This window comes from Bacillus sp. TSO22 (assembly GCF_020223595.1).
Classification (GTDB): Bacteria; Bacillota; Bacilli; order Bacillales; family Bacillaceae; genus Bacillus; species Bacillus inaquosorum.
Window position 1 is genome coordinate 64,423 of sequence record NZ_JAHAWO010000014.1, and the last position, 15,123, is coordinate 79,545.

A 15,123-nucleotide genomic window follows, 5' to 3' on the forward strand; every position below is an offset into this window, starting at 1 on the left:
TTCTTAAATATTTCGTTATATTTAACTATACCATAATAGATTTTTTCAGCTAAAAACATGCTTTTAAAAAAGGTTAATCAGGAATTTTTGCAAGAGGATTGCTTCTTATAACATTTTATCCCATATACAAACCGAAGAATATCAAATCTTAAAGATAAGGTAACCCTTTATGACTTAGAACATTCAACGATACAGATGAGATTTAGCAGTCCGTTTAAAATACAAATACCAAGGAACTTACATTCCTCGGTATCCTTCATACAAACGAGATCAAACATGTACGCTTCCAGATCAGAACACCGAAAATCCTGATTCATTCTGATATTATACTTTTAAAAGAGGAGGTTTGATTACATTGAATAGCTTATGCCGCAGCAAACAAGCCCCATTTGAATACACCTTATCTCTTATAGGGGGCAAATGGAAAATGAGAATTCTCTATGAGTTAGGATGTGAAAAAACGATGAGATACGGAGAGCTGAAACGGGCTATGCCCTTAATCACCCATAAAATGTTAAGCGCACAGCTCAAGGAATTACAAACCGACGGCCTTATTCATCGGACAGAGGTTTCTCAAATCCCCCTCAAAGTAGAGTATTCGTTATCAGACAGAGGGCTGTCTTTGTATCCCCTCATAGATGAAATGTGCAAGTGGGGAATAACACAAGGCGCACCTCATGAATAAAAACCACTTACAAAAAAGTGCGTACTTGTCTCCCAATGAGAGGAATTTTATACTAAATAAAAATATTTTATTAGGAGAAAAAGATGACAAAACAAGTCTATATCATTCATGGCTACAGAGCCTCCTCAGCAAACCATTGGTTTCCATGGCTAAAAAAACGCCTGCTCGCAGACGGGATTCAAGCAGAAGTTTTGGACATGCCTAATCCGCTTGAGCCAAGACTTGAAGATTGGCTGGATACACTCTCTTTGTATCAACACCATTTACATGAGAATACGTATTTGGTTGCACACAGCTTAGGGTGCCCTGCCATTTTGAGGTTTTTGGAACGTACTCAATTGCGCGAACAGCTTGGCGGAATCATTCTTGTTTCCGGCTTTGCCAAATCATTGTCCAATTTAAAGATGTTAGATGAATTTACAGAGGGATCATTTGATGATCAAAAAATCATCAGGTCTGCAAAGCACCGTGCTGTCATTGCTTCTAAGAACGATCAAATTGTGCCATTTGCATGGAGCAAGGATCTGGCACAACAAATTGACGCTGCGTTTTATGAAGTCCAACACGGGGGTCATTTTTTAGAAAATGAGGGATTTACTTCTTTACCTATTGTTCATGATATTTTAAACTCCTATTTTTCAAAAGAAACCCGCTAAAACATTCTTAGTATTTGAATAAGCCCGCTTTAGAAAAGCGGGCTTTCTGAGTCATTGCTTAATCAATACCGATAACTCACCTTCAAATACTTTTTCTTCTTTATGATTAAAAGTAGATAACAATACAGTGAGTATTCCCATTTCGTTTCTCTTTGGCTGCTTATCAAGAACCTCAACAATTGTATGCAGTTCATCATCTGGATAAACGGGTTTTATGAATGTAATATGATTCATTTCTGTTCCGGCAATAATATCGTCTCCATAGAACCCTTCTTCAATCCAAAGTTTAAAAGAAATGGCCAGCGTTTGTATGCCAGAAGCGATAATTCCATTAAATCTGCCTTTATTCGCTTTTTCCTCATCTAAATGCATATATTGGGGGTCAAATTCACCAGCAAACCGCATAATATCATCTTTTGTTAATTTTAAAGATTTCGTTTTGAATACCTGACCAATTGTAAACTCATCTAACTTCATGCTTACACCTCTATTTTGTCATTTGTGTACTTGTTTATTGTAGCACTGAGACATCAGCAAATAAAAAATTGCATTTACAGCTTCATCAATTGCCTATGATGCAGAAGGTTCTAATTGGTATTGTAAAAAGGGTACCAATAAAAAAATCATCCAAGACTTATTATGAGCTGGAGACTGAAGGCACCCATATCTTCAGTATTGTCATTCATTGCTGTTGATATTTTTAAAGCCATCATCCCCTAATGATTCCTAAGGTATCTCAACTTGATTTCACTCTTCACACAACTCTTCCCTAGTTATACTAAAGATACTTACGGTGCAAATTATCGATCGTTACTGAGTTTAAGTTGTTAAAACGTAAAACAATAACCATTTGGTTTTTATCATATGAAAACTAGTCGTCTTAACCATTTCGAATATCAAAGCATCTTTATTTTCTAAACGAAGCTGAAAGACCTCTTATATCTTCCAAGCAGCTTTCAGTTTTTTTATGCCTTCTCGTATGTTAAATTCAGAAACCCCTGCAAATCCAAGTGAGACCGTTTTTGTAGGAGGATTGTTTTTATAAGAAAGAGAAACAGGATAAATTTTTACTCCATGCTCCTTTGCCTTCTCAATTAACTCTTTTTCGCTAAATGGCAAATAAACGTCAAGTAAGATACGAAGCCCGGAGTTTTCTCCGCGAATCCTGACATGCTTTCCTAATTCTCTTTGCACAGCCTCTAATAAAATGGCTCTTTTTTTACGGTAAAGCTTTCTCATTCTGTTGATGTGCTTTTGCCACTCTCCATTTTTTATAAATTCAGCTAGCGTCAGCTGACTGTGGCAGGACACCGTTTGCTTATATAATGACGTGATTTCATGGCCTTTTTTTAAAAGAGGCGAAGGAAGAATCATATAGCTGATACGCAGCGAGGGAAGAAGAGACTTAGAAAAAGTGCCCATATAAATGACACGGTTATGCTGGTCAAGCCCTTGCAAGGAAGGAACCGGCTGTCCTGTGTACCTAAATTCCCCATCATAATCATCCTCTATAATAAATGATTGATTTTCAGCCGCCCATTTGAGCAGCTGAATTCTTCTGTTAATCGTCATAATGGTTCCCAGCGTAAATTGGTGAGAAGGCGTAACGTATACAAGGTCTGGCTGCTGTTCTTTGATCTTCTGTATGCAGATGCCTTCATCATCAACTGGTATAGGAAGAATATTCATACGATTGGCTTCAAAAATCTTGCGTGCTCTTGGATAACCGGGATCCTCATATCCTATGGAAATATTCGGCTCAAAAACTTGGCACAAGATTTGCAGAAGAATCGGGTTCCCGGCACCTATGATGACTTGTTCAGGGATACAATGAACACCGCGTGATTGATACAGGTACTCTGCAATGAGTGTTCTCAGCTCAAACTCTCCTAAATCATTTCCCGGCCGATAAAGCTCGTGGCCATATTGGTCTAAACTATTGACCATGCTTTTTCGCCATGCGGAAAAAGGAAAGTAAGAAGAATCTACATTTCCATAGTGAAAATCAATCCATTGTTTATTTTCTTGTGCTTTTTCTTTAATTAGTGATGCGCTTGGCATTTTACGATAGGCAAAATCAGAATCATGATAATCAGCAAACCATCCGCTTCTTGGCTTACTCACGATATAGCCCTCAGCGGCAAGCTGTTCATAGGCACGTTCTACAGTCGTTTGACTGATGGAAAGCTGACTCGCCAGAAGTCTTTTTGAAGGGAGCTTCATTCCTTTTTGAATACGCCCCTGATGCATGTTTTCTTTGAAATACCGATAAAGCTGCTGATAAAGCGGAATATCCAGATTTCTATTCAAAAAAGGCGTGATATCCATTTGCACGTTGTTCTCCTAACTGGTATGCATTTTTTTATGAAAACTGGCTGTTTATAAAAGGCCAATTCCAGTTTATAGTCATTGTAATCCTTAGATACTGGTTTTGTTAAGAAAATCCAGATCATTAAAAAGAACCCTATTTGGAGTGATTGCAATGAACAAAACAACAAATGGCTGGATAAATGGTTTTATAGGCGTACTCATTTTCAGCGGCTCGCTGCCTGCAACCCGCTTGGCTGTGACGGACTTCAACCCATTGTTCCTCACCGTATGCCGCGCTACGATAGCTGGTATATTGGCTGGGGGTCTCCTTCTCATCTTCCGGCAGCAGCATCCTGCTAAAAGAGACATCACCTCGCTGTTGGTGGTAGCGTTCGGCGTGGTGATCGGTTTCCCGTTGCTGACAGCCTTAGCGCTTCAGTATGTCACATCCGCACATGCTATTGTCTTCATTGGGCTTCTTCCGCTTGCGACGGCCATCTTCGGCGTCCTGCGCGGAGGGGAACGTCCCCGCCCAGTCTTCTGGATGTTCTCAGCTGCCGGCAGCTTACTAGTAGCAGGTTTCGCCCTGATCCAGGGAGGAGGATCATCCCCGCTCGGCGACGCATACATGCTGGCTTCTATCGTCGTATGCGGTCTTGGTTATGCAGAAGGGGCTAGGCTTTCACGTCGTCTGGGGAACTGGCAGGTGATCTCTTGGGCACTCGTTCTGTCGCTTCCTCTGATGCTGCCTTTGTCGTTCTTTTTTACACCGGACTCATGGTCGGGCATCGGCGTGCCTGCGCTGCTCAGTCTTGCCTATGTGTCCTTATTCAGCATGCTGATCGGCTTCGTGTTCTGGTATAGAGGTCTCGCCCAAGGCGGAATTGCGGCGGTTGGGCAGCTGCAGCTTCTTCAGCCCTTCTTTGGACTGCTGCTTGCCTCAGTAATTCTGCACGAGAAAGTGGGCTGGGCACTCGTTGCAGTGAATATTGCCGTTATCATGTGCGTGGCAGCTGCTCGGCGATTTGCAAAGTAAAGAAGACGATTTAGGCTGGATGAGTAAACTTCAAAAATAAATGAAGGCATAATAAATACCAAGGGCTGCATCCCTTGGTATCTTGATGCGGCTGAGAGGACTTAGACCTCACAGATTATTTAGCTATTAAAGAGAAAGAGCCTCTACTTGTTAATCACAATCGATAATTTATAATTGACATGCTTGTTTAATTCCACTAAAAATTGATCTAACGCTTCATTAGACGGAAATCTGCATTCAAGAAGATAACAGCCATCCCCGCTGATTTTATAATTATTGATGACATATTTCTCTTGTGTTTTGATAAATGACAGGTATGGCTGATGATGGGTGCTTTTTGTATAGATATTAAGCAAAGCATGTATATAACACCCTAATTTCACTTGGTTCACTTTAATTGTATATCCCTCAATGACACCGTTGTCTTCTAATTTGGCAACCCTTGAGGCTGCTGCTTGACCTGTTAAATGAACTTTCTCACCTAATTCTTTCATCGTAATACGGCTATTTTGAGATAACTCATCTAATATTTGCATGTCTGTGTGATCCAACATGAAATCAAATCCCTTCTAAAATCTTTCTGTTCATCATCTCTCTAAAAGGTGCAGTCCTGCACATTATTTTAACATTCGTTTCATTTAATTAACCTGATTCTGCCTTAATGACAATTTATACAAAATAAATTACATACTTTCAAAAATCAAGTCAATCGACAGAAAGACTTGATTTGTTCCATGTATTTATTCAGCGGCTGCCCGTAAACTATACACATCTAAAAAAAAAGGAGTGTTATACATGAACATTCAACAAATCCGTAATGCCACACTTGTTGTCAAATATGCAGGCAAAACGTTTTTAATAGATCCCATGTTGGCTGAGAAGGGTGCTTATCCGCCATTTCCAAACGCGCCAAGACAGGATCAAAACAACCCTTTAGTTGAATTGCCAGCCTCTGTAGACCATATTATTAACGATATTGATGCTGTTATTGTTACCCATCTACACCTCGACCATTGGGATGAGGCGGCTAAAAAGGTATTGCCAAAAGATATCAAGCTGTTCTCCCAAAATGAAGAAGATGCAACAGAAATACGAAATGCTGGTTTCAAAAACGTCGAGGTTTTAACAAAAGATACAGTCTTTGAAGGCATTCAGTTAATAAAAACAAAAGGCGAACACGGAAGAGGAGAAATTCTAAAACTTGCAGGTCTTGTATGCGGTGTTGTGTTCAAACACCAAAGTGAGAAAACATTATATATCGCCGGAGATACAGTCTGGTATGATGCGGTTCAAGAAGAGATTGATACACATCAGCCGGACATCATTGTAGTGAACGGCGGAGATAATCAATTCTTTGAAGGCGGTTCTCTCGTCATGGGTAAAGAAGATATCTATGAAACGTATAAGGCTGCTGCAAAAGCAAAAATCATCGTGAGCCACATGGAGGCTGTCAACCATTGGGGATTATCAAGAGAAGAATTAAAATCTTTTATTCATGAAAAAGGAATCTCCTCTCGTGTCTTAGTGCCTGATGATGGTGAATCATATTCATTATAAATGTTTATTGAAGGACAGAATGGGCATTGAAAACAATTTTTTTGAAACGGTTGAAAAAGACTTCTGCCCTAATAAACTTTGTATTCTACCAGCAATTAGATAGACTGATTCCTGGTGCAAAGATTTAATAGAATCTGAAAAAATAAACGGGGAAATCCGTTATGTTTTCTCTCATGATTCCTTTGGAGTATTTAAAATTTCCTCTATTGATGAAACTTATGTCAATGGTTTCATCACAATTGAAATAAAAAACTAGTTACTGATTAGTAACTAGTTTTTATCTTAAAAGATTTAAATGTTTGGTTTCACCATATCTTCTGGCTTAACCATCTCATCAAATTGTTCTTCCGTTAATAATTCGAGTTGCACAGCAGCCTCTTTTAACGTCAAGCCTTCTTTATGAGCAAACTTGGCAATTTTTGCTGAATTTTCATATCCGATATAAGGATTCAATGCTGTGACAAGCATCAAAGAGCTGGAAAGATTTTCCTCAATGGTTTTCTTATTAGGTTCAATACCAACCGCACAATGATCATGGAAAGATTTTATTCCATCACTCAGTAACTGTACGGATTGAAGGAAGTTATAGATGATAACTGGTTTAAATACATTGAGTTCAAAGTTGCCCTGACTTGAAGCAAAACCAATAGTTGCATCATTCCCCATAATTTGAGCCGCAATCATGGTAAGGGCTTCACATTGTGTAGGGTTAACTTTACCGGGCATAATGGAGCTGCCGGGCTCATTTTCCGGGATTGAAATTTCCCCGATACCACAGCGGGGACCGCTTGCAAGCCATCTAACATCGTTCGCAATTTTCATTAAGTCAGCAGCTAATGCCTTCATAGCGCCATGTACATATGTTATTTCATCATGACTAGTTAAGGCATGAAACTTATTAGGTGAACTTTTAAAATGTTGGCCTGTAAACTGCGAGATTTCCTCTGAGACAACCTCTCCAAACTGTGGATGTGCGTTAATGCCTGTCCCTACAGCCGTACCCCCGATAGCAAGCTCACGCATTTTTTCAGTTGCTTCCAATATCATTTCTTTCGAACGGTCAATCATATATACCCAACCGCTAATTTCTTGTCCAAGAGTTAAAGGTGTAGCATCTTGAAGATGTGTACGTCCTATTTTTACAATGTCATTGAATTTTTTTGCTTTTTCATCTAATGTGTTCCGAAGTTGATCAAGTGCAGGAACTAATTGTTCATAGATAGCTAATACACCTGCAACATGCATCGCTGTTGGGAAAGTGTCATTCGAACTTTGACTGCGGTTGACATCATCATTTGGATGTATGGTTTGTATAGAGCCTTTCTCTTTTAATAAAGCTGTTGCAAGGTTTGCTATCACTTCGTTAACATTCATATTGCTTTGTGTACCGCTTCCCGTCTGCCAAACAACGAGTGGAAAATTGTCATCATATTTGCCTTCAAGAATTTCATCACAAACTGCTGTAATAACCTCTGTTTTTTCACTATCCAAATTACCTAGACGATTATTAGCAATAGCTGTACTGCGCTTCAATATAGCAAAAGCTTTAACAATACGGTTAGGCATTTTTTCAGAACCTATTTTGAAGTTCTCTTTACTACGTTGTGTTTGCGCCCCCCAAAACTTATCAGCAGGCACCTTTATTTCTCCAAAAGTATCCTTTTCAATTCGATAGCTCATTTAATAGTTCCTCCTTTTGAGCACCCTAATTAATTTAATATTTATATAAAATTTTATTTATTTTGCCGATGAATTTATCATAACACTCATAAATCATGATGTATAATGCATAATAAATATGATTTTAATTCCTTCATGTAATGATTTATAAAAAGAGAGGATTTTTTTAATGGAATGGGAACAATTAGAGTACTTCCAAACTCTTGCTCGTATACAGCATGTAACGAAAGCTGCTGAAACTTTATCAATTACACAGCCAGCACTTTCTCGATCTATTGTTAGATTAGAAAATCATTTAGGTGTTCCGCTTTTTGATAGACAAGGCCGGTCCATTAAATTAAATAAGTATGGGGAAATATTCCTCAAGAGGGTTGATTCCATAATTAAAGAATTTACTGAAGGAAAGGAAGCAATTCAATCTCTTTTAAAACCGGATCAAGGTGAAGTGTCTTTAGGCTTTTTACACACCCTGGGTACAACAATCGTTCCACATTTAATTGGAACATTTAAAAATAATTACCCAAAAGTTCATTTTCAACTAAACCAGTCTCACTCTAATTTGCTTTTAGATAAACTAAAATCAGGTGAACTTGATCTCTGTCTACTTGCTTCTTTTCCAGCCGAATCAAATATAATGTGGAAACCCTTATGGAAGGAGGAGCTCTTTTTATTTTTGCCAAAAAATCATGTGTTAGCTACTCGTGAGGATATTACGTTAAACGAAATTGCTAATGAGCCTTTTGTTTTAATGAAAGAAGGTTTCGCTCTTCGAGTGACAATAGATCATATTTTTGAACAGGTTAATATTACCCCAAACATTGTATTTGAAGGTGAAGAAGCTGCTACAATCGCAGGTTTTGTTGCAGCGGGTCTTGGCGTTTCAATTCTTCCTGATTTTAAAGGCTTAGACCAAACAAATATCGTAAAGGTACGTATTAGTTGGCCAAGGTTTGAGCGTGTAGTCGGTATTTCTTGGATTGAAGGGAAGTATCTATCACCTGTCACTGAAAACTTCAAGCAATATATCATCAATCAGTTTCCTCAAATAGATTCGATATAGTGTTAAGTTACTGTCATTGCTGGAATGTACAGGATACTCTAGAAAAACTCACATAAAAAAGATACCAGTTTTGCATGGTATCTTCTTTCATATATCCTTTCTTTATTGCGCTCCTGTATTTACTGAACATCACGTCATATACGATCTATAGTTTATCCCTACACGCTTTGCTTCTGCTTAAGAATGTTCCACATTTTAATGGATACAACAGAAATCAAAACAAATGATACGATAACTAATACAGTACCCACTAAAGACTCACTGAAGTTGATCACAATAAAGCTAGAAAATATTAATAGAGGGATATTCGTAATAATTACAGTTAAAATGTAAACACGATACTTTAACCCAACGGCTGCTGATAAAAAACACACGACATCTGTTGGGGCTATCGGACAAATCATCCCCAATGCCAAAAACTTATAATTGTAAGTCTCCAATAATTTTTTTAAATCTGGATGTTTACGCTCCAAATTCTTCACCATTTTTCCGCTTGAAAACATTTTCGAAAAAAGATAAACCAAGGTTACGCTTACTACATTACATGGAAAACCTGAAGAAAAAGGGGCAAAAGTTCTTAAGAATTCTTAAGTTTTGGCGAAGCTAACCAAAAATCGTTTCCTCTTTTTAAACAGGTTTCAATCTATTACATGGTAATATTTAGATACACAAACTTTTATATGAAGCTGAACGAGTTAATGGAGAGGAAAGAATGAAGAAACTTAGCAAGATATGTTATTGGAATGCTGCCCTGCTGCTTGCCTTATTGCTTGCTGAGTGTACGGGCAGTAAGAACGAAGAATCAAAACAATCTTCAAATCATGATTCTGCTTTACACTCATATTCATAATAGTATTCACCCGATAACGATCGAAGCAACATATAGCTTATACAGCGAAAAACTCTTTAAATTTTAATTACGTGTGTACTAATAATCTATTTACAATTAATATTGACATCAATCAGGGAAATTTATATAATCATCGGAGATATCGAGCAATCCTCTCAAATGATTTTTTAAGATGTACTTTTAATTGAATAAATTATTTTGAGGAAAGTAGAGAAATAAATAAGTATCGTAATTCTTTCGTCTTAGAAATTGATTATGTTTTTAACATAACAATATCTGAGACGTTTTTTATTATTTTTTATGCAAATCCTATAGAAAAGGAGGTTTTTATAATGAAAAATATTTACAAAGATGTCCTTTTAATTATCATTGGAACATTTCTAATTGCTGCATCTATTGAGTTTTTTGTTATTCCAAATAAATTAGGTGATGGAAGCACAGTTGGTATTGCTTTAGTTTTATATTATCTATTTCATATACCAACAAGTATAAGTACGTTTCTAATAAACCTTGTTTTTATAGCTGCAGCTTATAAATTCTTAACAAAGAAAACGATCCTTTATACCACATTCGGGGCCATTATGACGTCTGTTTTCCTTAAGATTGTAAGCTTTATTCCATTTGCCATCCATGACATCATTTTAGGTATTGTGTTTGGAGCTTTATTGATGGGGGCAGGGCTCGCCATGATTTTTATTGCAGATGGTTCTACCGGAGGAACCACTCTTATGGCTTATTTATTAAATTATACTAAAGGGTATAGTATTTCAAAAAGCTTATTCTATATGGATAGCTTCATTATATTTGCCTCCATATTTGCTGTGGGAATTAATAACACATTATACACGTTTATTTTTGTTTATTTGTGCGTCAAGATCGTCGATATAATGATTGAAGGTTTTCATAATAAGAAAGCTATGACCATTATGTCAGATCAATATGAAAAAATTGCACAGTTCATTACTAGTGAGTTCGGCAGCGCCGCAACTATATTTTATGGATATGGTTATTATGCTAATAAGGATAAACGTATTATCTATGTTGTCATTAAAAAGAACGAGCTGCTAAAAATTAAAAAGAGTGTTCAAGACATTGATCCAAACTCCTTTATCGTTATTCATGAAGTGAAAGAAGCGGTAGGCGGGAAGTTCGGATTGATGAACAATAAGTTAGCTAAAAAGGCAAATTAAATAAACAGATTTTTAATTTATTTGCTGCTATTAACTTTTTGATGGAGAGTGGAGGAGTGCTTATTAAAAAGCTCACTCCTCCCTAAATATTTCAAGCGTTTGAAATCATTCATTACCTCCACTTATAAATAAACCACTGATTATGCACATGTCCTTGGTGCCATGTCTGTTAAAGTAAGCGCCTGTCCATTTCCTTCCGCCATTTCCACAAGGGTATAACTAATAGTTTTACTCTATGAAATACAAATCATTTTTTATAAGATTATTAGCTATATAATTTCCAAAGATAGTTTTTCCGAATTATTCCATAAAAGTTCAAGGTCATGTTGGCTATTTGCATAAAGATATAGTTTTCTTTTCAACTCTTTATTCTTGATATCTATAAATGCGGATTGTCATAGGAGTAATGCTGAACGATGAGCGTTGATGCCGTATCCTTTAATTATATAATCAATGAATGCATGATATGGGACAGAAATAAACATCTTTTTATCCAGAATTTCTGTCTCTTTCAATCTTTAATATCATTTGGAGTTTGAAGCGAAGTTTTTCATTGCAGGCTATGAGTCCCGACAATCTCCAAGTGTTGTATCACCTGAAGTTAAACTCTATTGAAAGGATGCTATAATAAATTGATATTGTAAACTAAGACATATAATAGATAAATATAATGATGAAATAGGGAATGAATGAAATAATGAATAAAACTAAAATACTTATTATTGAAGATGACGAAGCAATAGCTGATCTTCTTTCATACGGACTTACGCAAGAAGGTTTCCACACGTGTACTGAGGCTAACGGAGATTTAGGGATGAAACAACTAGACCAATTCAAACCCGATCTTCTGTTGCTCGATTGGATGCTGCCAGATTGCAGCGGATTGGATATCTGTAAAAAAGTAACCCATCAATATAATATCCCTATACTTATGATCACCGCAAAGTCAGACATCACTGATAAAGTACTTGGGTTGGAATTTGGGGCTGATGATTATATTACAAAGCCATTTGACTTGCGCGAGGTTATCGCCAGAATTCGTACGATACTTAGGCGCCTTGAACAAGCTAACCACGTAAACGACCGAGGAACGTCTAATGAGGATCATATTCAGTTTAAGAATATTGTGATCACCCCAGATGAGAGATTAGTTAAAAAAGACGGGATCATTGTTGATTTGACTCCTAAAGAATTTGATCTGCTTAAGACGTTGATTGACCATCGGGGGAAAATCTTTACACGTTCAGAGCTGCTGGAATTCGTCTGGGGATACGATTTTGCCGGGGATACACGTACGGTAGATACTCATATTCAAAGACTCCGTAAAAAACTGGATGCAAGTGACTTGATTAAGACAGTGTTTGGCATCGGATATAAATTTGAGAAGCAGGAGGAGTAGAGAGTGTTTCGGACCATCAAGGGTAAATTCATTATTGGTTTTTTTCTGATTTTCTCTCTCTCTTTCCTCGTGCTTAATCAAACGGTCAAAAGCGTCATTTGGTCTAGTAATGAAAAAATTGTGACCTCAGATTTAATAGAATTGAAAAAAAACAGTATCGTGTATATCAACCAAGCATTTTTAATCAATCATTATAAAAACAATGAACTTTATTTCGGCGATATGGCCGAAGAAATCGTGGAGAGTTTAACTCATTCAACTGGAAGCAATGTAGGTGTTTATACCGTGGATGGCACATTGTTGTCTTCTTCTAATAAAACGGTGTTTTCGCAAGGCAGTGATGAGGACCTAAAAAAAGCGGTTAACGGAAAGAATGCTTACCATATCACCTATGATCGAAATAAAGCACAGGTGTCTTTCTCTTATCCAGTTATCATTGATGGTGCAAAAGTTGGCATATTACGCTTTTCTAAAGATTTTAATCTGCTTTACAAACAAAGCGGAGAGATTTTAAATATTATTTTTTATATCGCACTTGCTATTTTTGTGGCGGCCTTCCTATTCTCTTATATACTCTCCAGACACATCACAATTCCAATTGTCAAGCTGACAAAGGCCACCTCAGAAGTCAAAAAGGGAAAGCTGGATGTTGATATTCACTTTTCTAGAAAAGATGAAATCGGCCAGCTTACTAGTAATTTCAATGACATGATTACCACCATTAGAGATCAAATTTCAACCATCGAAAAAGATCGGGATCGGTTAAAGGAACTTAACGAACAGGAAAAACGTTTTTTTGACAATATGACGCATGAGCTGAAAACACCTTTGACTTCTATTCAAGGCTACGCCGAGATCATAAAAGAAAAAGGGGAATCGGATCAGAAGTTTTTTGATAAAGGAATGAATCATATTGTTGATGAAAGCCGGCGCCTGCACAATTTGGTCATAAAACTTCTTGAGGTATCTCGAGAAACATCTAAAGATCGTAATTTCGATAGGATTGATGCTGGAACCGTTTTGAAAGATGTATGCGAATCTATGAGAATTCGTGCAGAACGATATAAAAAAAGGATCATCTGTGAAATTGAAGAAGGCCTCTATGTTTATGGTCAAATGAATAGACTGCGCCAGCTTTTTATTAATCTTCTGGATAATGCGATCAAATACAGTTTATCGAATTCAAATATCATAATTAAGGCTAACGTTATTGGAGACCAGGTTCTTTTTATATTCAAGAATCCAAGTGATCCGTATGATGACAACCAATACACAAAAGTGTTTCAGCCTTTTTATTCGGTAAACCAAAAGGTCTCAGAAGAAGGAAGTGTAGGCTTGGGCTTAAGTATAGTTAAAACAATTGTTGAGGAACATGAGGGAACAATCAAAATGTTCTACAAAGAAAACCATACAAATATCACCATTGAACTAGCTTACATGAAGGTTGAGAAATCATCATGAAGAACAAACAGTTTATTATTTTATTAGGCATATTATCGATTTTCTTGATTTTTGTATCCAGTTATAATGTGGGAAAGAAATCGGAAACGATTATTATTCCAAACGAGGAAGAGAATCATATTGATGATAATCAAAAGTCAGGCTCCTTTCAAGTGAAGAAGATATATCGCCTCCCCAAAGCTGACGAGTTGCTTGGATGGTCTTCATCGAACTCTATAGTCGGTTTTTTCAAAGGAGATGACACAACTGAACATGAAACGCATCAGCTTCAGCGTCTTTCCTTCCCTTTTGAAAAACCTGAGACGCTGAAAAGCATTGAAAGCAACACTATCAACTTAAAGATGTCTCCAGATGGAAAGAACATCGTCGGATCAACAATGTCATCGGATAGGACAACATTAAATCTGATGTCATTGACGAACAGAAACAAAAAGGAAATCGCCAGCTTTGCATCTAACAAAAATGCCTTTGTACAGGATGTTTCATGGTCAAATAATAGCAAATCCATTTGTTATCTTGTCATAGATCCTGCGAAAAATGGCCAGACTGCAGTCAATGTATACAATATAGATTCCGGAACGCTCAAAACGTATCCATTGAAGAATGTGGATGAAAAAGAGTCGCTTACAGCAGTTTCTATTTCAGATGATGGACGCAAGGTGCTGCTTACGGCGTTACACGGGCAACAATATCGCATTATGACGGGGAACGTTAGCGATGATGGCATCACTGTTCAGAAAAAGCGCCAGAACAGCTATGCCGAACCTGTTTGGTTAAACAATGACCAGTTTGTATTTTTAAGTACCGGAGAAACCTTGTATGAATACGATCTCAGAAACAGTGAGCTTTCTGTTCTGCTCGAAAATGTAGCGGTTTTCAAAATATCAAATGATCGAAAGAAAATTGCTTACTCTTTATATGACAAGGACAATACGTATGCAGGAAAGCTGCAAGGGAAAAATATCCTGTTCGCAGAGCCAATATACCATGGCACCAATCCAACAGAAATATATTGGAGTCCGGATGGCAGCAATCTGCTCGTATATAACCAAAATCCATATTCCGCTATGGAAAGTTCATCGGCCCGATTTTTTGATGATCACTCTTATATCATAACATTTAAATAATCTGCCGCTTTATGCTTAAAACCTTATTTCTGTTGAAGACGGAAATAAGGTTTTTTATTGCAATCTGCTAGTCTATATGCTGTTTCCTTCTTTTTTGACATTTTGTTTACAA

General features: G+C 37.2%; 14 protein-coding genes and 1 pseudogene. 10 read left to right on the forward strand and 5 right to left on the reverse strand.

Going from position 1 to position 15,123, the window contains the following annotated elements:
* The first annotated feature begins 355 nt into the window (after nucleotides 1–355).
* Nucleotides 356–685: a winged helix-turn-helix transcriptional regulator gene (locus KHQ79_RS17595; RefSeq protein WP_060397998.1), complete on the forward strand. Its 330-nt coding sequence runs from the start codon at nucleotides 356–358 to the stop codon at nucleotides 683–685.
* Nucleotides 686–768: 83 nt separating this feature from the next.
* Nucleotides 769–1,341: an alpha/beta hydrolase gene (locus KHQ79_RS17600; RefSeq protein WP_225516344.1), complete on the forward strand. Its 573-nt coding sequence runs from the start codon at nucleotides 769–771 to the stop codon at nucleotides 1,339–1,341.
* 51 nt (nucleotides 1,342–1,392) lie between these two features.
* Here KHQ79_RS17600 and KHQ79_RS17605 read toward each other — a convergent pair whose 3' ends face one another.
* Entirely contained in the window at nucleotides 1,393–1,818 is a 426-nt protein-coding gene (locus KHQ79_RS17605) for a MaoC family dehydratase (protein ID WP_003240530.1), read from the reverse strand.
* Between the two features lie 459 nt (nucleotides 1,819–2,277).
* A complete protein-coding gene (gene pdxR / locus KHQ79_RS17610) occupies nucleotides 2,278–3,669 on the reverse strand; it encodes a MocR-like pyridoxine biosynthesis transcription factor PdxR (protein ID WP_225516346.1) in 1,392 nt (463 codons plus the stop codon).
* 154 nt (nucleotides 3,670–3,823) lie between these two features.
* Here pdxR and KHQ79_RS17615 point away from each other — a divergent pair, with 154 nt between their 5' ends.
* Complete coding sequence (locus KHQ79_RS17615) at nucleotides 3,824–4,687, forward strand: DMT family transporter (protein ID WP_225516348.1); 864 nt, start codon at nucleotides 3,824–3,826, stop codon at nucleotides 4,685–4,687.
* A gap of 143 nt (nucleotides 4,688–4,830) precedes the next feature.
* Here the strand turns inward: KHQ79_RS17615 and KHQ79_RS17620 are convergent, their stop codons facing one another.
* Nucleotides 4,831–5,241 (reverse strand): Lrp/AsnC family transcriptional regulator, encoded by a 411-nt coding sequence (locus KHQ79_RS17620; RefSeq protein ID WP_225516350.1) that lies wholly within the window; start codon nucleotides 5,239–5,241, stop codon nucleotides 4,831–4,833.
* Between the two features lie 241 nt (nucleotides 5,242–5,482).
* Between KHQ79_RS17620 and KHQ79_RS17625 the strand changes: the two genes are divergently transcribed.
* A complete protein-coding gene (locus KHQ79_RS17625; RefSeq protein ID WP_003240521.1) occupies nucleotides 5,483–6,244 on the forward strand; it encodes an MBL fold metallo-hydrolase in 762 nt (253 codons plus the stop codon).
* Between the two features lie 291 nt (nucleotides 6,245–6,535).
* On the opposite strand, the gene fumC is transcribed toward KHQ79_RS17625, so the two are convergent.
* Nucleotides 6,536–7,924 carry a class II fumarate hydratase gene (gene fumC, locus KHQ79_RS17630; protein WP_225516351.1) on the reverse strand — a complete coding sequence of 463 codons (1,389 nt, stop codon included), beginning with the start codon at nucleotides 7,922–7,924 and terminating at the stop codon, nucleotides 6,536–6,538.
* 169 nt (nucleotides 7,925–8,093) lie between these two features.
* Here fumC and KHQ79_RS17635 point away from each other — a divergent pair, with 169 nt between their 5' ends.
* Nucleotides 8,094–8,984, forward strand: a complete 891-nt coding sequence (locus KHQ79_RS17635) for a LysR family transcriptional regulator (protein ID WP_003240517.1) — start codon at nucleotides 8,094–8,096, stop codon at nucleotides 8,982–8,984.
* 158 nt (nucleotides 8,985–9,142) lie between these two features.
* Here KHQ79_RS17635 and KHQ79_RS22445 read toward each other — a convergent pair.
* Nucleotides 9,143–9,517: pseudogene (locus KHQ79_RS22445) on the reverse strand (TVP38/TMEM64 family protein); the annotation flags it as partial.
* A 179-nt stretch (nucleotides 9,518–9,696) separates the two neighbouring features.
* Between KHQ79_RS22445 and KHQ79_RS17640 the strand changes: the two are divergent.
* The 5 genes from KHQ79_RS17640 to KHQ79_RS17660 all read left to right on the forward strand — a co-directional run bounded on the left by KHQ79_RS17640 (nucleotide 9,697) and on the right by KHQ79_RS17660 (nucleotide 15,011).
* Nucleotides 9,697–9,834 (forward strand): hypothetical protein, encoded by a 138-nt coding sequence (locus KHQ79_RS17640; protein WP_225516353.1) that lies wholly within the window; start codon nucleotides 9,697–9,699, stop codon nucleotides 9,832–9,834.
* A gap of 332 nt (nucleotides 9,835–10,166) precedes the next feature.
* Nucleotides 10,167–11,024, forward strand: a complete 858-nt coding sequence (locus KHQ79_RS17645; protein ID WP_003240507.1) for a YitT family protein — start codon at nucleotides 10,167–10,169, stop codon at nucleotides 11,022–11,024.
* Nucleotides 11,025–11,721: 697 nt separating this feature from the next.
* Nucleotides 11,722–12,423, forward strand: coding sequence for a response regulator transcription factor (locus tag KHQ79_RS17650; protein ID WP_060397991.1), 702 nt, complete (start codon nucleotides 11,722–11,724; stop codon nucleotides 12,421–12,423).
* Between the two features lie 3 nt (nucleotides 12,424–12,426).
* On the forward strand, nucleotides 12,427–13,884 hold the full coding sequence (locus KHQ79_RS17655) for a sensor histidine kinase (RefSeq protein ID WP_060397990.1): 1,458 nt from the start codon (nucleotides 12,427–12,429) through the stop codon (nucleotides 13,882–13,884).
* Complete coding sequence (locus tag KHQ79_RS17660) at nucleotides 13,875–15,011, forward strand: TolB-like translocation protein (protein ID WP_225516629.1); 1,137 nt, start codon at nucleotides 13,875–13,877, stop codon at nucleotides 15,009–15,011. The genes KHQ79_RS17655 and KHQ79_RS17660 overlap by 10 nt, the downstream gene beginning before the upstream one ends.
* The last annotated feature ends 112 nt before the right edge of the window (nucleotides 15,012–15,123 follow it).